Source organism: Nakamurella endophytica (assembly GCF_014646215.1).
Taxonomy (GTDB): Bacteria; Actinomycetota; Actinomycetes; order Mycobacteriales; family Nakamurellaceae; genus Nakamurella; species Nakamurella endophytica.
Genome location: NZ_BMNA01000001.1, coordinates 20,180 through 38,420, shown reverse-complemented (window position 1 = coordinate 38,420; position 18,241 = coordinate 20,180). Strand labels below are relative to the sequence as shown.

Below are 18,241 nucleotides of genomic sequence, written 5' to 3'. Positions count from 1 at the left end.
CCCCGAGGGTGGACCGCTCGCACCGATGGCCCGGTGCGGTGGATCAGCAGGACACGTAGGCGCTCGGCCGGGACCACGCGCCGACCCCACCGGAACCGAAGGCGCGCACCTGGAACCGGGCCCGGCCGCCGGTGTTCGGGCAGGCGACCGCCGAGACGCGGGTGGCCGCGCGGGTCACCGTGTACCGGTCCGAGTTCAGCTCGTGCACCTGGTACCCGACCACGCCGCCGACCGCCGGCCAGCTGACCTGCGCGGTGGCGCCGGACCGCGCCGCCGTCGGGGTCACCGAGGCCATCGTCGGGGACGCCGCCCGGGCGGCCGCCGCGGAGTGCGTGACGACGATCGGCGCCGCCGCGATCCGGTTGGTGCTGGCCCCGCCGCGCCGGATCGTCAGGCAGACGTAGTAGCGCCCGTTGGCGAGGTCGTGGGTGTTGAGCAGCGTGGTGTTGACGCCCTTCTGGACCCGCACGGTGGCGAACGGGTCGCCGGCGCAGACGTTCGGGGTCCGGGTCAGCCGCAGCACCGCGGAGCCGCCGGGCAGGTTCGACTTGTCCTGCCAGGTCACCGGGAAGTAGCCGTCGGCGGTGAAGTCGGAGCGCAGCTGGACGCTGTCGATCCGGAAGCGCCGCGGAGCGGCTCCGTTCGTGCCGGTCGCCGGATCCTCGTTGGGGTCGACGCGCAGCACGGCCACCCCGGCCGACGACACGAACGGCCACGCCACCCGGCTGATCACGGAATTGCCGGTGGGCTGGGCCATGTCGACCGTGACGCTCCGGACGCCCGGGTACACCGGGATCGCCTTGGAGGTCACCATCTGGTCCGCGCTGTTGTGGTTGCCCGTCCGCCAGAGCACCCGCGCCACCGAGCCGCCGCCCGGCCCGCCGCCCAGGTTGTAGGCGCCGTCCTCCGACATCGTGATGGTGAGCCGGTGGTAGACGGTGGTGTTGATCGGCGTCGCGCCGAGCCGCAGCGCCAGCTGCGGGTCGTTGAACTTCGGGCCGGCGTTCTGGCCAGAGAGGTTGCCGCCCCCCCAGCTCAGCACGCGCATGTTCTTGACCGACGACAGGTCGGCGCCGGAAGCCATGTCCCACGGGTTCTTCAGCACCGCGCTGGCGTAGTCCGTGCTGCCCTGCGGGTTCGGCGTGATGAGCTCCGGTAGCGGCGCGATCAGGTTGACGTTGCGGAACCACGACACCCGGCCGCCCGGGCCGCTGCGGGTGCCGATCCGCCAGCTGCGGCCCGGCAGGAAGGCGAGGTCGGCGGTGTCGCCGCTGACCGCGGCCCGCCAGTCGGGGGTGTTTCGCGGCAGCACGCCCCAGGTGGGCGCCGCGGTGCCCTGCAGGGGCGCGGCCGAGGCGGCGCCCGTGTTGTCGGCGTCCGAGCCGTTGCTGTCCCACACCAGGTCGCGTCCGGACAGCCCCGAGATGCCCAGCCGCACACCGCTGTCCCGCTTGTAGAGGCGGGCCCAGTCCAGCTTGATGTCGCTGCTGCCGGCGTTGAACACCATGCGCAGGCCGTTGATCGTCCCGGCCCAGTCCAGCGGGAACGAGCCGCCGGAACCGGCGGTCCGGCCCAGCGGGACGACGTAGGTGTTCCAGCCCGGCCGCAGGTACACGAAGCCGGACCGGCCGCTGCACGCGGACGCCGGGTTCACGGTGGGGCAGCTGTACCAGGCCAGGTAGAAGTTGGACTTCGCCGGAGCGTTGGAGTACAGCTCGATCGCGAAGGCGTCGTACCGGGCCGCCACCACCCCGTTCTGCGGCAGCGCCGCGTCGCGGCCGTTGAGCAGCGAGTCGCTGTACCCGCCCCAGACCGGGGACAGGTAGGCGCTGTTGCCGTCCAGGTGGGCGCTGAGCATGTTGCCGCCGTAGCGCTGGTTGCTCAGCCGCCGCGTCCCGGAGAAGTTGATCAGCATGTCGTCGCTGTTCGAGTACTCCCACGGGTCGTTGAAGACCTCGGTGGCGTAGTCCCGACCGGCCGGACCGGCGATCGACGGCACCGCGGCGGCCGCCGACGCCACCGGCGCGACCTGCGCCGCCGGGACCGCCGGAGCGGCCTGCACCGCCGCCGACTGCTGGACCGCTGTCGTGGTCGAGGCCTGCGCGACCGCGGGCAGCACGGCCATCCCGGTCGCGGCCGCGGCCAGCGCGACGGTCACCGACCGCCACCGCCGCCGGCCGGTCAGCGCCCCGACAACTCCCGACTTCCGCATGGTGCTCGCTTCCTGCGCCCCCGGTGAGCGCCATTGCCTGTTGATCCCCGTAATGCTGATGGAATACAGGCTAAGGCACGAAACGGCTGGTCAGAATAGGAGTCATCCCACAGATTCGGTCGTGTGCCCTCCGTGCAGAATGTCCGGCTCGGGGGTTCGTCATCGACCCGTGATCTCACCCGTCCACCGACCGATCCGTCGGAGCGTGACTACCGTCGGTGAGTACCGGCGGTGGCCTCGACGGCTCTGGCCGCCGCGCGGGCCGCCCCGGGCAGCGCCTTCGCGATGACGTCGACAGCCTTGTCGTCGTGCGCCGTCGAGACGAACCATGCCTCGAACGCCGACGGCGGGAGGTACACACCGGCGTCCAGCATCGCGTGGAAGAAGGCCGCGTACCCCGCGGTGTCCTGCCGGCGGGCGGCGTCGTAGTCCTGCACCGGCTCGTCGCAGAAGAAGATCGAGAACAGGTTGGACACGCGCTGTACCCGGTGCGGCACGCCCGCGGCGGTCAACGCGTCGTCCGCCAGGATCCGGACGGCCGTCGAGGTCGCGTCGAGCCGCGCGTACGCCGCGTCGTCCAGCCCGCGCAGGGTGGCGAGCCCGGCGGCGGTCGCCACCGGGTTCCCGGACAGGGTGCCGGCCTGGTACACCGGCCCGTCCGGGGCCAGCAGCGCCATGACGTCGGCCCGGCCGCCGAAGGCACCGACCGGCAGTCCGCCGCCGATGACCTTGCCGAACGTGAACAGGTCCGGTGACCAGCCCTCGCGGGCGGCGTCGATGCCGTACATGCCGGCCGGCCCCAGCCGGAACCCGGTCATCACCTCGTCGGACACGAGCAGCGCGCCGTCCGCGTGCGCCACCTCGGCCAGTCCGGCGTTGAACCCGGGGGCGGGTGGGACGACGCCCATGTTGGCCGCGACCGCCTCGGTGATCACCGCGGCGATCCGGCCGGGTGCCGCGGCGAAGGCGGCCCGCACGGCGTCCAGGTCGTTGTAGGGCAGGACGAGCACCTCGGCGGTCGTCGCCGCGGTGACCCCGGCCGAGTCGGGGAGGCCGAAGGTGGCGACGCCGGATCCGGCGGCGGCGAGCAGGGAGTCGACGTGCCCGTGGTAGCAGCCGGCGAACTTGACGATCAGCGGACGCCCGGTGAACCCGCGCGCGAGCCGGATGGCGGACATGGTGGCCTCGGTGCCGGAGGAGACCAACCGCACCTGCTCGACCGCGGGTACCCGGGCGACGATCTCCTCGGCGAGCGCGACCTCGCCGGGGCTCGGCGTGCCGAAGGACAACCCCGCCGACGCCGCGGCGTGCACCGCGGCGAGCACGTCGGGGTGGGCGTGGCCGAGGATCATCGGACCCCACGACCCGACCAGGTCGACGTAGCTGCGGCCGTCGGCATCGGTCAGCCGGGGGCCGGACCCGGACACCATGAACCGGGGCGTGCCACCGACGGACCGGAAGGCGCGCACCGGCGAGTTGACGCCGCCCGGCGTCACCCGCCGGGCGCGCGCGAACAGCTCCGCGCTGGCCGGCACGGTCACCGCGTCGGCCAACGACGCCGCCGCCGCGCGGCCGGTGGCCGTGGCGTCGCCCGGACCGGCGGCCGGTCCCTCCGCGGGCATGGTCATGCGGCACCCTCCGCCTGCAGTCGGGTGGCCACCTCGGTGGCCCAGTAGGTCAGCACGATCTGCGCGCCCGCGCGCCGGATCCCCAGCAGCGACTCGGTGATCGCCCGGTCCCGGTCGATCCAGCCGCGCTCGGCGGCCGCGGAGATCATCGCGTACTCCCCGGACACCTGGTACGCCGCCACCGGCACGTCCACCGCCGCGACCGTGTCGGACAGCACGTCGAGGTAGGACATGGCCGGCTTCACCATGACCAGGTCGGCGCCCTCGGCGACGTCCAGCGCGACCTCGCGGGCGGACTCCCGGCGGTTGGCCGGGTCCTGCTGGTAGGTGCGGCGGTCGCCCTGCAGTGCCGAGTCCACCGCCTCGCGGAACGGCCCGTAGAAGGCGGACGCGTACTTGGCGGCATAGGCGAACACGCCGGTGTCCAGGTGCCCTGCGCCGTCCAGGGCGTCGCGGACGGCGGCCACCTGGCCGTCCATCATCCCGGAGGTGCCCACCAGGTCGGCGCCGGCCGCGGCCTGGGCGAGCGCCATGTCGCGGTAGCGCAGCAGCGTGGCGTCGTTGTCGACGGACCCGTCGGCAGCCAGCACACCGCAGTGCCCGTGGTCGGTGAACTCGTCCAGGCACAGGTCGGCCATCAGCACGGTGTCGCCGCCGACCTCGGCGGCCAGGTCGGCGAGCGCGACGTTGAGGATGCCGTCCGGGTCGGTGGCCGCGGTGCCCACCGCGTCGCGCCGGGCCGGGATGCCGAACACCATCAGGCCGCCCACGCCGGCGGCGACCGCCTCGGCGGCCGCGCGCCGCAGGGAGTCGCGGGTGTGCTGCAGGACGCCCGGCATGGACGTCAGCGGCACCGGCTCGGTCAGCTCGTCCTTGACGAACATCGGCAGCACCAGATCGGCGGCGTGCAAACGGGTCTCGGCGACAAGGCGGCGCAGGGCCGGCGTGCGGCGCAGCCTCCGGGGCCGCGCGACGGGATAGGTCACTGGGTTCTCCTGTTCTCGGGTGCGGGGCGGGCAGCGGCACGCAGCCCGGCCAGCAGCGCGGCGTCGGTGGGTGCGGCGGCGACGAAACCCACGGCCAGGCCCGCCTCGGTCGCCGCGCGGGCCGTGCTGGGGCCGACGGCACCGACGACGGTGCCGGCGGCCACCGGGATCCCGGCCAGCGCCGCCACCGCGCTGGGGGAGTGCAGCAGCACGGCCCGGTAGGCGCCCTCCGCCAGTCGCCGGGCGACGGGCGGTGGCGGCGGGACCGTCACGGTGCGGTAGGCGTCGACCACCCGCACCAGGTACCCCTTGTCGCGCAGGGCGACCGCCAGGTCCGGTGCCGCGATCGCGGACTGCGGCAGCAGCACCGAGTCGCCCGGTCCGGCCGGCGGCCAGGCCTGTCCGAGCGCGGCGGCGGACCCGGCGCCGGCGGGCACCAGGTCGACCGCGACCGACGCCCTCGCCAGCCGCGCCGCGGTGGCCGCGCCGACCGCCGCGACGCGGGTTCCCGGCGCCACCCAGGGACGCAGGCCGAGCGCCGCGGCGCGCGCGGTGACCGCGTCGACGGCCACCGCGGAGGTCCAGCCGACCCAGCGGTACGCACCGGCGGCCAGCTCGCGGGCCGCCCGGTCGAGCGCGGCGGGGTCGGCGGGCGGGCCGGTCGCGATCAACGGCACGGCCTCCGGCTCCGCCCCGGCCGACCGGAGCGCGGCGGCCAGGTCGGCGGTCCGGTCGGCGGGCCGGCACAGCAGCACACGCCAGCCGGCGAGGTCACCCACCGCCGGCGGCCGCCGCCGCCCGGAGCGGCAGGTCACCCAGCAGCGCGGCGGCACCGTCGTCGAACAGCCGCTGGGCCAGGCGTCGACCCAGCAGCGCGGCGTCGGCAGCGCGGCCGGAGATCTCGCCGCGCACCTGGCGCCGCCCGTCCGGGGCGATCACCAGCCCGGTCAGGGTCAGCCGGACGCCGTCGCTGTGGGCGCGGGCACCGACCGGTGCGCTGCAGCCGGCCTCCAGGGCGCCGAGCAGGCTGCGTTCCGCCCGCACCTCCGCCCGCGACACCGGGTCGTCCAGCCGGGCCAGCGCCGACGCGTACGGCCCGGTGTGCCGGTCGGCGAGCCGGCACTCGACCGCCAGCGCGCCCTGTCCGGGCGCGGGCAGCATGACGTCCTCGGTGAACCGCTCCGTGACGGCGTCCTCGCGACCGATCCGGGCCAGACCGGCGGCGGCGAGGACCACCGCGTCGAGCGTCCCGTCGGCCACCATCCCGAGCCGGGTGTCGACGTTGCCGCGCACCGCCCGGACGTCCAGGTCGGGTCGGGCGGCGCGGAGCTGTGCCGCCCGCCGCGGCGAGCCGGTGCCCACCCGCGCGCCGTCCGGCAGCTCTGCCAGCGTCAGCCCGTCCCGCGCGCAGAGCACGTCGGCCGGGTCCTCGCGCCGCGGCACGGCGGCCAGCGCGATGCCGTCGGCGGCGGCGGTGGGCAGGTCCTTGAGCGAGTGGACGACGACGTCCACCTCGCCGGACAGCAGCCGGGCCCGGACGCCGGTGACGAACACGCCGGTGCCGCCGATCGTCGCGAGCGGCCCGCGGTCGACGTCGCCCTCGGTGCGGACCCGCACCAGCTCGGCCGGGACGCCGACGGTGCTGCTCAGCCAGTCCGCGACCTGGCCGGACTGGGCCAGGGCCAGAGCGCTGCCGCGGGTGCCGACCCGCAGCGTCGTGGTTGTCGCCGTCACCGGGCCACCCCCGCCGGGTCGGGTCGCCGGTCACCGTCGGTCCCAACGTCGGGAGCAGTGGCGGTGCGGGGCCGGGTGCCGCGGATCCCGGAGGCGGCGAGCTGGTCGTCCGTCACGTCCAGGTCCGTCCAGTCGACCGCGGAGTCCTGCGCGGCGGTGGTCGGCCGGCGCACCCGGCCCACGCAGCACCCGACGGGGCAGAAGTCGGGCCGCACCGGCCCGGCCGCGCCGGCGTCGACGGGGCCGGCGGCGGGGTCGAGCCGGGCTTGCACCAGGTCGCCGAGCGCCGCGACGAAGCGGGGGTCGGTGCCGCTGGTGCGGACCCGCACCCAGCGCAGCCCCGCGGCCGCCGCGGTGTCCCGGGCCTCGTGGTCCAGGTCCCACACCACCTCGACGTGGTCGGAGATGAAGCCGATCGGCACGGCCACCACCGCCCGCCGGCCGGACAGCCCGGTGATCACGTCGTTGATGTCGGGTTCGAGCCACGGCACCGACGGCGGGCCCGACCGGGACTGGTACGCCAGCTGCCAGGACGGCGTCGTCCCGAGCTCGCGGCCGAGCCGGTCCATCACCGCGCGGCAGGCGGCCAGGTGCTGCGCGACGTACGCGCCGCCGGACCCGTGGTCCCCGAGCTCCGCGGAGCCGGAGCTGTCGGCCATCACCGTGGGGATCGAGTGCGTCGTGAACACCACCTCGATCTCGCCGGCGGTCACGCCGTCGCCCAGCAGCTCGCGGACGGCCTCGACGGTGGCGTCCGCGACGGGCGCCAGGAAGCCCGGCCGGTCGTAGTAGGGGCGCACCTTGTCCAGCACCACCGTCCCGACCAGGCCGCCGGCCAGCAGTGCACCGCCGAAGTCCTCCCGGTACTGCCGGCACCCCGAGTAGGAGGAGTACGCAGAGGTCGCCAGCCCGAGCAGCCGGGTCAGCCCCCGGCCGGCGGCGTCCGCGACGACGTCGGACAGGAACGGTCCCCAGTTGCGGTTGCCCCACAGCACGGGCAGGTCCACGCCCCGCCGGCGCAGCTCCGCCTCGAGAGCGACGCGCAGCGCCCGGTTCTGCTCGTTGATCGGCGACACGCCGCCGAGCGCCAGGTAGTGGTGCGAGACCTCGACCAGCCGCTCCTCGGGCACGCCGCGCCCGCGGGTCACGTTGCGCAGGAACGGCATCACGTCGTCCGGCGACTCCGGGCCGCCGAAACCGGCCAGCAGCACGGCGTCGTAGGCGGGCCGGGCCGTCACCGCACCACCTCGACGACGCCGTCGACGTCGGTGAGCCGGCCGGTGAAGAACGGGACCTCTTCGCGGACGTGCAGTCTCGCCCGCGAGGCCCGCAGATGACGGGTCAGGTCGACGATGTCGTGCAGCTCGTTCGACTCCAGGGCCAGCAGCCACTCGTAGTCGCCGAGGGCGAAGGCGGCGACGGTGTTCGACAGCACCTGCTCGTACTCGCGTCCCATCAGCCCGTGCTCCACCAGCATCTCGCGGCGCTCGGCGTCCGGCAGCAGGTACCAGTCGTACGACCGGACGAACGGGTAGACGGCCACCCAGGACCGGGCCGCCCGCCCGGACAGGAACGCCGGCACGTGTCCCTTGTTGAACTCGGCGGGCCGGTGCACGCCCATGCCGGCCCAGGTCGGCGCCAGCGCCCGGCCGACGGCGGTGCGGCGCAGCGCGCGGGCTGCGTCCTGCAGGGCAGCGGCGGACGGCGCGTGCCACCACACCATCAGGTCGGCGTCCGCCCGCAGACCGGAGACGTCGTACCAGCCGCGGACGGTGACGTCCTCCTGGGCCAGTGACCCGACCAGCTCGGCCAGCTCGGCGGCGGCCTTGTCCGCGGGCGCGTCGAGCTCCGCGCTGCGCGCGTACACCGACCAGCAGGTGTACCGGATCGAGGCGTTGATCTCGCGTGCGGTCGGCCGCGGTCGGGGCGCGGTGGCGGCGGTGTCGCCGGGACCTGCGGTGTCGCCGGGAGCGGCGGTGGTCGCCGGAGCCGAGGCGCCGCCGGTGTCGCCGGGAGCGGACGCCGTGCTCGCGGCGCCGGTGTCGTCGGTCATGGCTCCATCCTCCCCCCGCCCGGCGGCTGCCCGGCGCGGGCGCGATGTGGTCTTTCCCTCGCGCGAAGGGTGGCCGGCCGCCGGCGGTGCCGGTCCGGCTGCGCAGCGTGCCCGCGGACCGGTGACGGGCCGGCGGTCTGGGCCCCCCGAGGGTGCCGCGGTGGTGCCCGGGGTCAGCACCCACCCCAGGTCCGCAGCACGAGTCGGACCGCGTGTCAGGGCCGCGCGGTCAAGGCCCGGGTCAGGGCCTGGATCAGGGCCCGGGTCCGGCGCCGGGGACCGCCACGCCCTCGCGGCGGGCGTCCGCGACCACCGCGGCCAACCCGGTGCCGGCGATCCCGGTACCGGTGACGCCGATGCCGGGCGGCAGCGCGGCCCGCAGCGCAGCCACCGCCGCCGCGTGACCCACCCCGGGCCGCGGCAGCGCGGACGTCCACCGGCGCAGGGCCGCCGCCCGCACCCGCGCGGCCGGCAGCTCGACGCCGAGCAGCTCGGCGGCGTCCCGGCGGGCGAGGTCCGGGAGCTCGGTGTCCGCCGGGGCGGGTCGACCGGCACGGCCGTAGGACAGCCGCAGCACGTGCCGGCCCGGGCCGGCGGCCGCCGCCAGGTACGGCCACTTCGCGGAGGCGTGCGTCAGGGCCTTGGCGGTCACGGCGGTGACGTGCGCGGCCACCAGCACGCCGGTGCCGCGGGGCGCCGCGTCGAGCTCCGGTGCGTCGACGACGAGGGTGACCAGCGCGACGTCCTGCTGCGGCGGCGGGGGCACGGCCGCGAGCACGGCGGCCGGCAGCCTCGGCGCGAGCAGGGCGGCGGTGACGGACAGCGGCGCGGCCAGCACGACGCGGCCGGCGGTGACCGCCCCGGAGGCCGTGGTGACCGTCCACCGGCCGTCCGGCGCCGGGTCGAGCCCCGTCACCGCGGTGCCGGTGCGCACCAGGCCGCCGGCCGACTCCAGCGCCCGGCGCAGCGCGCGGGGCAGCGTCCACATACCGCCGGCCAGCCCCTGGACCGCCGAGCCGGGCCGGCCGGCACCGCCGCGCAGCGCGCGGACCGCCGCGGACAGCGACCCGTGCTCGAGCAGCGCCGGGCGCAGCAGCGGTTGCGCGGAGTCCAGCTCCAGGACGTCGGGATCGGTGGAGTAGACGCCGCCGGCGACCGGCTCGACCAGCCGGCCGACCACCAGCGCACCCATCCGCCGCCGGACGAGCCCGCCCAGGGTCGGTGCGGCGGCGCCGACCCGGCCCGGCAGCACCCGGTCCAGCGCGGCGCGGGCGGCTCCCACCGGCCCGACCACCCGCCGCACCTCTCGGGACAGCGGGTGGGCCGGTATGCCGAGCAGACCGCCGGCCGGCAGCGGCGCGCTGCCCCCACCGTGCCGCAGCCAGGCACCTCCCGGCAGCGGGGCCACCACCCGGTCCGCCAGGCCCAGCTCGGCCGCCAGGTCGCCCACGGCCGGCGTCGCGGTCGCGAAGGACTCGGCGCCGGCGTCCAGCTCGAGGCCGTCCAGGTCCAGCCGGGCCACCGCGCCGCCGGTGTCGTCGCCGGCCTCCAGCACCAGCACCGTCCGGCCGGCCCTGGCGTGCTCCCAGGCCGCGACCAGCCCGGCCATCCCGCCGCCGACGACGACCACGTCGACCCGCGGCGGCAGGGGGGTCACCGCTGGCGGTGGACGAAGTCCACCAGCCGGGTGAGCACGTCCGGGTCGGCGTCCGGCGGGACGCCGTGCCCGAGGTTCACCACGTGTCCCGGCGCCTGCGCGCCCGCCCGGAGGACCTCGAGGGTGTGCGCCTGCAGCGCCTCCTCGCCGGCGAAGAGCAACGCGGGGTCGATGTTGCCCTGCAGCGGCGTCCGCCCGGACAGCCGCTCGTTGGCGGTGTCCAGCGCCACCCGGTGGTCGATGCCCATGACGTCGGCGCCGGCGTCGCGCATGGCCACCAGGAGCTCGCCGGTGCCGACCCCGAAGTGCACCCGCGGCACCGGCAGGTCCGCGACCGCGGCCAGCGCGGCCGCCGAGTGCGGCTGGACGAAGGTGCGGTAGTCCGACAGCGACAGGCTGCCGGCCCACGAGTCGAACAGCTGCACCGCCGAGGCGCCGGCGAGCACCTGCGCCCGCAGGAAGCTGCCGGTGACCCCGGCCACCCATCCGGCCAGCGCGTGCCAGGTCTCCGGCTCGGCGTGCATCAGGGCGCGGGTGCGCAAGTGCTCCCGGCTCGGGCCGCCCTCCACCAGGTAGGACGCCACGGTGTACGGGGCGCCGGCGAACCCCAGCAGCGGGACACCGCCGAGCTCGGCGACGGTGCGCGCGGCGGCCTCGGCGACCGGCGCCAGCGCCGCCGGGTCCAGCGCGGGCAGCGCGGCGACGTCGGCCACCGTGCGGATCGGGTGCTCCACCACCGGCCCGGTGCCGGGGACGATCTCGACCTCGATCCCGGCCAGCTTCAAGGGCACGACGATGTCGCTGAAGAGCACGGCCGCGTCCACGCCGTGCCGGCGGACCGGCTGCAGGGTGATCTCCGCGGCCAGGTCCGGGGTGAGGCAGGCCTGCAGCATCGGCATGCCGGCGCGGACCCGCCGGTACTCCGGCAGCGAGCGGCCGGCCTGCCGCATGAACCACACGGGGTGGTGGTCGGCGTGCTGGCCGGTCATCGCGGCGAGCAGCGGCGCGCCGGCCAGCCGCCCGTCGGACAGCGGGTGGCCCGGTGGCAGCACCCCGGCGGGGTTGTCGGCGGGCAGCACGGCCGGGTCGGGGGTGTCGGTGGAGTGCGTCATGACCGGCCCATCGTCTCATCCGGGACGGCGGCAGGGCCCGGTCCGGGCCCTGCCGCCAGGCCGCCCGCGGCTCGGCTGCCAGGCCGCTCCTGGCTCGGCCGCCGGGCCGCCCGCGGCCGCTGGGTTAGCCTTGCCTCACCAACTCGCCGCAGGTCACGGCGGTACAGTGGGCCTATGCTCATGGTCATCGGTGCCAGTCACCATGACCTGGACCTCCACCAGCTGGAGCGGTTGTCCGAACACGCGGTCGGCCTGCGGTCGGCGCTGTCGGACCTGGTGCGCGCGCCGGGGTCGCCGGTCTCCGGCGCTGTGATGCTCAGCACCTGCAACCGACTCGAGATCTACCTGGACGCGCGCCTGTTCCACGACGCGGTCGACGCCGTCACCGCGACGGTGGCCGCCGTCGCCGGGGTACCGGCCGACGAGGTGGCCACGGTGGCGAGGGTCCGGGTCGGCGCCCCCGTCGCCGCGCACCTGTTCACGGTCGCCTCGGGACTGGACTCGATGGTCGTCGGCGAGGCCGAGATCTCCGGCCAGGTGTCCCGCGCGCTGTCCGCCGCGCAGGCGGCCGGCACCACCACGCCGCCGCTGCACACCCTGTTCCAGTCCGCGCTGCGCACCGCGCGGCGGGTCACGGCCGGCACGCCGCTGGGTTCGGCCGGGCGCAGCGTGGTCACCGTCGCCCTCGACCTCGTGGAGCCGGCCCCCGCGCCCGGCGGGTCGGCGCTGGTCATCGGTACCGGTGCGTACGCCAGGGTCTCGGTGGCGGCGCTGCGCGCCCGCGGCGTGACGGACATCCGCATCCACTCGGCCAGCGGCCGCGCGCAGGCGTTCGCCGACGCGCACCAGGCCCAGGCCGTCCCGGCCGGCCAGCTGGTCGAGGCCCTGGCGAAGGTCGACCTGGTGGTCTCCTGCAGCGGTGGTCGGGCGGCCGCCCTGGACGGCTCCACCGTCGCCGCCGCGGTGGCGTTGCGGCCGTCGCCGCTGCGGATCGTCGACCTGGCGCTCCCGGCCGACGTGCCGGAGGACGTGCGGGCGCTGCCCGGCGTCGTCGTGGTCGACCTGCGGACGGTCGCGGTGGGCGTCGCGCCCGAGCACCGCGAGGCCATCACCGCCGCCCAGGACGTGGTGATCGACGCCGTCGCCCGGTTCGAGGACGAGCAGGCCGCGCGCCAGCTCGACCCGGCGGTGGTCGCGCTGCGCCGCCACGTGTCCGGCGCGGTGCAGAAGGAGCTGGACCGGCTGCGCGCCAAGTACGACGGGGACGTCGCCGCGGAGGTGGAGCTCTCGCTGCACCGGGTCACCCAGTCGCTGCTGCACACCCCGACGCTGCGGGCCCGCGAGCTGGCCAGGACCGGCGACGCGGCGCACTACCTGCAGGCCCTGCACACCCTGTTCGGGATCGAGCTGCCCGCCGGTACCGGCACCGCCGAGCCGCACGGCTGACCGGTCCGGTGACCCTGTCCGTCGACGCGGTGCCGTCGCCGTGCGAGGTCGAGACGGTGTTCCGTCCCGCCGCGCCGATCGACGCGGTGACCACCCTCTCGGTGCTGCGCCGCGGCGCCGGTGACCCCTGCCACCGGTGGGCCGACGGCGGGCTGTGGCGCACCGCCCGCCTCCCGTCCGGCCCGGTGAGTTACCTGCTGCGACAGCGTCGTGACGAGATCCACTGCCGGGCATGGGGTCCCGGCGCTGCCGAGCTGGCCGAGCGGTTGCCGCGGCTGCTCGGTGCGGACGACCGGCCGGACGGCTTCGAGCCGCGGGTGCCGCTGCTGGCCGCGGCCGCCCGCCGGTTCGCCGGCGTCCGGATCCCGCGGACGGGTCTCGTGCTCGAGTCGCTGGTGCCGGCCGTGATCGAGCAGCGGGTGATGGGCAAGGACGCCTTCGCGGCCTGGCGGTACCTGGTGACCCGGTTCGGCGACCCGGCGCCCGGTCCGGCGCCGGCCGGCATGCGGGTGCTGCCGGATGCCGAGGGGTGGCGCCGGGTGCGCTCGTGGGACTGGCACCTGGCCAACGTGGACCCGGGCCGGGCGCGGGCGGTCGGTGCGGCGCTGCGCGTCGCGGACCGGCTGCAGCAGCTGGCGGACCGGCACGCCGATGAGCCGGGCGTCGTCTACCGGGCGTTGACGTCGTTGCCCGGCATCGGCCGGTGGACCGCGGCGCAGGTCGGCCACCGGGTCCTCGGCGACGCCGATGCGCTGCCCGTCGGGGACTACCACCTGGGTCGGATGGCGGGCCACGCGCTCGCCGGTCGCATCCTGGGCGACGACGAGGTCGAGACCTTCTTGGAGCCGTGGCGGCCGCACCGCTACCGCGTCTTCCGGCTGCTGGAGCTCGCCGGCGCCGGGCCGCCCCGCCGCGGGCCGCGGCTGGCGGTGCAGGACCACCGGCACCACTGACCCTGCGGTGCCGCACCGCCGGGCCCGGGCGCCTCACCCTGCGGTCCAGCACCGCCGGGTTCGGGTGCCTCGCCCTGCGGTCCCGACACGGGCGCCGGCGCGGCGGCCGTGCGGTCAGCCGGCCAGGCCGGTGGCCTCGAAGGCCTCCAGGGTCGGCGGGATGGTGGCGCTCGGCCCCACCGATCCGGCGATGGCGTCCAGCGTCTTCAGGCCGTCCCCGGTGTTGAACAGCACGGTGTCGGCGTCGGGGTCGAGCCGGCCGGCGGCCAGCAGCTTGCGCAGCACGGAAACTGTGACGCCACCGGCGGTCTCGGCGAAGATGCCCTCGGTGCGGGCCAGCAGCCGGATGCCGTCGACGACCTCGTCGTCGCTCACGTCCTCGACGGCGCCGCCGGTGCGGTTCACCGTGTCGAGCACGTACGGCCCGTCGGCCGGGTTGCCGATGGCCAGTGACTTGGCGATGGTGTCGGCCTTGACCGGGCGCACGGTGTCCCAGCCCTGCTTGAAGGCGGTCGACACGGGGGAGCAGCCCGTGGCCTGGGCGCCGAAGACGCTGTACGAGGCGTCGTCGACCAGTCCCAGCTCGACGAGTTCGCGGAAGCCCTTGTCCACCTTCGTCAGTTGCGCGCCCGAGGCGACCGGGATGACCACCTGCCGCGGCAGCCGCCAGCCCAGCTGCTCGGCGACCTCGTAGCCGAGCGTCTTGGACCCCTCGGCGTAGAAGGGCCGGACGTTGACGTTGACGAACGCCCAGTCCTCGCGCTCGGCGGCGATCTGCCCGGCCAGCCGGTTGATGTCGTCGTAGCTGCCGTCGACGGCGACGAGCGTGCCGCCGTAGGCGGCCGTCGTCAGGATCTTCTGCTGTTCCAGGGTGCGCGGCACGAACACCACGGACCGGATGCCGGCCCGCGCGGCCGCCGCCGCCACGGCGTTGGCGAGGTTGCCGGTCGACGGGCAGGCGAGCACCTGGAAGCCGAGCTCACGCGCCGCCGCCAGGGCGACGGCGACCACCCGGTCCTTGAACGAGTGGGTGGGGTTGCCGGAGTCGTCCTTGACCCACAGGTTGCCCATGCCGAGCTCACGGGCCAGGTTGTCGGCGCGCACCAGCTTCGTCCGGCCGGGGTTCATGTTCGGCGTCGCGGCGACGTCCGCCGGCACCGGCAGCAGCGCGGCGTACCGCCAGATGTTCTCCGGCCCGGACTCGATCTCGCGGCGCAGCTCCTCGCCGCGCAGGGTCCACTCGTAGGCCACCTCGAGCGGCCCGAAGCACTCCGGGCACGCGTACTGGGGGCCGACCTCGGTGCGGGTGCCGCACTCGCGACAGGACAGCGCGACGGCGGCGCCGAGCCGGGCGGTGGGGCGGGACAGGGCAAGCGTCATGACGAGGCCTTTCGTCTCATCTTCCCCGCTCGGTGGCGGGACGGACGGGGCACCTGCCGACGACGGGCCTGTCGTGTCCGCGGGTGCGGACTGCGCGTCGTGGTGGTTGCCGGGGCTTCGTCGGGCCGTGTCCCTCTGCCCCTCTGGATGAGGTGTTCAGTTGTCGTGCCCACCGCGGCGGCCGGCGCCGTCCGCGGTGTCCGGCGAGGATAGCGCACCGGCCGGGGTGCTCCGGTGCTCCGGGTGCAGCCGGAGCGGTGCCCGGGGGCGGTGTCGGGGGGCACTGGCACGATGGCGCTCATGGCCCGAGCCGCTGCCGACAGCTCCGACACCGGCACCCGGCGCGGCGCGGACGGCGCGCCCGGCCCGCTGGTGCTGGTGCTGGGGGACGAGGAGCTGCTGGTCGACCGGGCCGTCGCGGCCACGGTCGCGGCGGCCCGCCGTGCCCGGCCGGACGTCGAACGCCGGGACGCCGCGGCGTCCGAGCTGTCCACCGGGCTGCTGGCCGACCTGGTGGCCCCGAGCCTGTTCGCCGAACCGCGGGTGGTCGTCGTGCGCGGCGCCGCGGAGGCCACCAAGGACGTCGCGACCGCGCTGGCCGGCTACGCGGGCGACCCGGTCGACGGGGTGACGCTCGTCGTCGCGCACGCCGGCGGGGCGCGGAACAAGGCCGTGGTGGACGCCTTCCGGGCGGCCGGGGCGCAGCTGCACACCTGCGAGCGGATCACCCGGCCCGGGGAGCGGCTGGACTTCGTCCGGGCGGAGATCAAGCGGTGCGGCGGGACGTCGACCCCGGACGGGGTGGCGGCGCTGGTCGAGGCGGTCGGCTCCGACCTGCGGGAGCTGGCGTCGGCGGCCGGCCAGCTGGTGGCGGACACCGGTGGCCTGATCGACGAGTCCGCGGTACACCGGTACCACCGTGGCCGGGCGGAGGTGAACGGGTTCGCCATCGCCGACCTGGCCGTGGCCGGTGACGTGCCCGCCGCGCTGGAAGCGCTGCGGTGGGCCCTGGCGGTCGGCGTCCCGCACGTGCTGATCGCCGACGCGCTCGCCGACGGGGTGCGGACGATCGCCCGGGTGTCCGGGGCCAGGGGCGGGAACGCCTACGCGCTGGCCTCGGAGCTGGGCATGCCGCCGTGGAAGGTGGACCGGGCGCGCGGGGCCGCGCGCGCGTGGTCCGAGGAGGGGCTGGCCCGCGGGATGGCGGTGGTCGCCGAGGTCAACGGGGCCGTGAAGGGCGCCGCGGCGGACCCGGACTACGCCCTGGAGAAGGCGGTCATCGAGGTCGGGCGGGCGCGCCGGGCCCGGTGAGCGGGTGCCACCGGCCCCCCGTCGAGGCGGGGGACCGGCGTCCCGGCGGTCGGATCAGAGGCCGTTGACGCGCTGCGCCAGCGCGGACTTCCGGTTGGCGGCCTGGTTGGCGTGGATGACGCCCTTGGACACGGCCTTGTCCAGGCTGCGCGACGCGACCACCAGTTCGGCCTGCGCGGCGGTCTTGTCCCCGGCGTCGACGGCGGTGCGCACCCGGCGCACGGCGGTCTTCAGCGCGGACTTGACCGACTTGTTGCGCTGCCGCGCCAGCTCGTTGGTGCGGATGCGCTTGATCTGGGACTTGATGTTGGCCACGCCGGATTGCCTCTGTTTTCCTCGGGGTGGGCCCGTCTGGCGGGCCGGCTGTCGGTGCAGGTGCGTCAGCATGCGAGCACGACGCACACCGACCGTCCAAGATACCAGCAGCGGACGGGCGTCCCGGCCGATCGACGGCCGCCCGCGCTCCAGCCCGCCCCGGCCCGGGCCCCGGTGCGCTCGCGGCCCTCAGCAACCGAGCGCGCCCGCGGGCGGCCGGCCGTCGGTCGCCAGCGCGGTCAGCACCCATCCGGCCAGCCCGGGCAGTCCCGGCAGATGCACGTGGTCGGTCCGCGCCGCCGGGCACCGGTCCTCGACGACCAGCGACCGCACCCGGTCGACCGGTCCGCGGGGGACCTGCGACGAGATCGGCGTGACGACGGTGTCCGCCCTGGTCGACAGGACGGCGTAGCGGACGTCGCCGTCCAGGTCGCCGCCGGCGTCCAGGTCGCGCAGCAGGGCCGAGCCCGCGACCTGGTCGGCGCACGCCGCGCAGAGCGCGGACGGCACGGCTCCGAGGATCCGGGCGGTGGTGCCGTGGAACGACGGGGCCAGCAGCACGGCGGTCGCCACCAGCGGGGCCAGCCCGTCGCGCCGCAGCGCCGTCCGCAGCACGAGGCCGCCCTGCGAGTACGCCACCACGTCGACCTGCCGGCGCCCCGTTGCGGCCAGCACCCCGCGCACGAAGTCCGCCTCGGCGGCCGCCGACGCCGCCACCGGTCCGGTGCCGCCGTTGCCGTAGTCCCGGCCGTAGACGCAGCGGCCGGCCGCCGTCAGGCTCGGCAGCAGGGCACCGAAGGTGCTGGCCACCGTGCCGAACGTGCCGTGCAGCAGGACGACGGGCCGGTCCGGGGACGTGCACGGCGCCGGCCCGCCGGTGCCCGGACCTGTCGCCGTCGCCACGGTGGACGGGGGGATGGGTGGCCCGGTGGACGGCCGGGTCGACGGCATGGTGGACGGCAGGGTGGACGGCAGGGTGGACGGCAGGGTGGACGGGGCGGTGGGCGGGGCGGTGGTGGCCGTCCCGGGAACACCGGCGGACAGCGCCGTCGAGGCTCCGGACAGCGCCGTCGACGCCGACGGTCCCGACGGCACGACGGTCGGCACGACGGTCGGCACGTCCGGCGGCAGGTTCGACGGCACGTTCGACGCTGCCACCGTCCCAACCGGCGGCCTCGACGCCCCGGACGACGCCCCGGACGACGCAGTCGGGGAGATCCCGGTGGGCGCCGGTGACCCGCCGGCGGAGCCAACAGGTCCGAGGGACGTCCCGGGCAGGCCGGACGCCGGCCCGCCGGGGGCCGCGGGTGTCGCCGCGAGCGACGGGACCGGCGCGGCCGTCCCGGCGGTGCCCGCAGCGGTGCAACCCGCCGTCACCGCCAGGGTCACCGTGAGCAGCGCCCGGACGGCCCGGCGGGCGGCGGCTGCGGTGGGCACGCGGTCCACTACAGCAC

The 18,241-nt window shown here is 76.4% G+C and carries 15 protein-coding genes and 1 riboswitch; of the genes, 3 read left to right on the top strand and 12 right to left on the bottom strand.

Going from position 1 to position 18,241, the window contains the following annotated elements; translation table 11 throughout:
• Positions 1–43: 43 nt before the first annotated feature.
• The 9 genes from IEY37_RS00185 to hemE all read right to left on the bottom strand — a co-directional run bounded on the left by IEY37_RS00185 (position 44) and on the right by hemE (position 11,382).
• Positions 44–2,212, bottom strand: a complete 2,169-nt coding sequence (locus tag IEY37_RS00185; protein WP_188939528.1) for a hypothetical protein — start codon at positions 2,210–2,212, stop codon at positions 44–46.
• 209 nt (positions 2,213–2,421) lie between these two features.
• Positions 2,422–3,840, bottom strand: coding sequence for a glutamate-1-semialdehyde 2,1-aminomutase (hemL, locus tag IEY37_RS00180; RefSeq protein ID WP_229673458.1), 1,419 nt, complete (start codon positions 3,838–3,840; stop codon positions 2,422–2,424).
• Complete coding sequence (gene hemB, locus IEY37_RS00175) at positions 3,837–4,826, bottom strand: porphobilinogen synthase (protein ID WP_188939527.1); 990 nt, start codon at positions 4,824–4,826, stop codon at positions 3,837–3,839. Before hemB ends, hemL begins: the two co-directional genes overlap by 4 nt.
• Positions 4,823–5,605: a uroporphyrinogen-III synthase gene (locus IEY37_RS00170; RefSeq protein ID WP_188939526.1), complete on the bottom strand. Its 783-nt coding sequence runs from the start codon at positions 5,603–5,605 to the stop codon at positions 4,823–4,825. Before IEY37_RS00170 ends, hemB begins: the two co-directional genes overlap by 4 nt.
• A complete protein-coding gene (gene hemC / locus IEY37_RS00165) occupies positions 5,598–6,560 on the bottom strand; it encodes a hydroxymethylbilane synthase (protein ID WP_188939525.1) in 963 nt (320 codons plus the stop codon). Before hemC ends, IEY37_RS00170 begins: the two co-directional genes overlap by 8 nt.
• Positions 6,557–7,798: a ferrochelatase gene (locus IEY37_RS00160; RefSeq protein WP_188939524.1), complete on the bottom strand. Its 1,242-nt coding sequence runs from the start codon at positions 7,796–7,798 to the stop codon at positions 6,557–6,559. The genes hemC and IEY37_RS00160 overlap by 4 nt, the downstream gene beginning before the upstream one ends.
• The gene (hemQ, locus tag IEY37_RS00155; protein WP_188939523.1) at positions 7,795–8,613 is read right to left on the bottom strand and encodes a hydrogen peroxide-dependent heme synthase; all 819 of its coding nucleotides are present in this window, start codon (positions 8,611–8,613) and stop codon (positions 7,795–7,797) included. The genes IEY37_RS00160 and hemQ overlap by 4 nt, the downstream gene beginning before the upstream one ends.
• A gap of 253 nt (positions 8,614–8,866) precedes the next feature.
• Entirely contained in the window at positions 8,867–10,270 is a 1,404-nt protein-coding gene (gene hemG, locus IEY37_RS00150) for a protoporphyrinogen oxidase (RefSeq protein WP_229673457.1), read from the bottom strand.
• Positions 10,267–11,382 (bottom strand): uroporphyrinogen decarboxylase, encoded by a 1,116-nt coding sequence (gene hemE / locus IEY37_RS00145; protein WP_188939522.1) that lies wholly within the window; start codon positions 11,380–11,382, stop codon positions 10,267–10,269. Before hemE ends, hemG begins: the two co-directional genes overlap by 4 nt.
• A 174-nt stretch (positions 11,383–11,556) precedes the next feature.
• Here hemE and IEY37_RS00140 point away from each other — a divergent pair, with 174 nt between their 5' ends.
• Both IEY37_RS00140 and IEY37_RS00135 read left to right on the top strand, forming a co-directional pair.
• Positions 11,557–12,828: a glutamyl-tRNA reductase gene (locus IEY37_RS00140; protein WP_188939521.1), complete on the top strand. Its 1,272-nt coding sequence runs from the start codon at positions 11,557–11,559 to the stop codon at positions 12,826–12,828.
• A 14-nt stretch (positions 12,829–12,842) separates the two neighbouring features.
• Positions 12,843–13,781: a DNA-3-methyladenine glycosylase family protein gene (locus IEY37_RS00135; RefSeq protein WP_373298233.1), complete on the top strand. Its 939-nt coding sequence runs from the start codon at positions 12,843–12,845 to the stop codon at positions 13,779–13,781.
• 114 nt (positions 13,782–13,895) lie between these two features.
• Here IEY37_RS00135 and thrC read toward each other — a convergent pair whose 3' ends face one another.
• Positions 13,896–15,161 (bottom strand): threonine synthase, encoded by a 1,266-nt coding sequence (gene thrC, locus IEY37_RS00130; RefSeq protein ID WP_188939520.1) that lies wholly within the window; start codon positions 15,159–15,161, stop codon positions 13,896–13,898.
• Between the two features lie 13 nt (positions 15,162–15,174).
• Positions 15,175–15,315, bottom strand: a riboswitch (SAM riboswitch).
• A 146-nt stretch (positions 15,316–15,461) separates the two neighbouring features.
• Between thrC and holA the strand changes: the two genes are divergently transcribed.
• Positions 15,462–16,472 carry a DNA polymerase III subunit delta gene (holA, locus tag IEY37_RS00125; protein ID WP_188939519.1) on the top strand — a complete coding sequence of 337 codons (1,011 nt, stop codon included), beginning with the start codon at positions 15,462–15,464 and terminating at the stop codon, positions 16,470–16,472.
• Positions 16,473–16,526: 54 nt separating this feature from the next.
• Here the strand turns inward: holA and rpsT are convergent, their stop codons facing one another.
• Entirely contained in the window at positions 16,527–16,787 is a 261-nt protein-coding gene (gene rpsT, locus IEY37_RS00120) for a 30S ribosomal protein S20 (protein WP_188939518.1), read from the bottom strand.
• Positions 16,788–16,976: 189 nt separating this feature from the next.
• On the bottom strand, positions 16,977–17,945 hold the full coding sequence (locus IEY37_RS00115; RefSeq protein WP_188939517.1) for an esterase/lipase family protein: 969 nt from the start codon (positions 17,943–17,945) through the stop codon (positions 16,977–16,979).
• Positions 17,946–18,241: the final 296 nt, after the last annotated feature.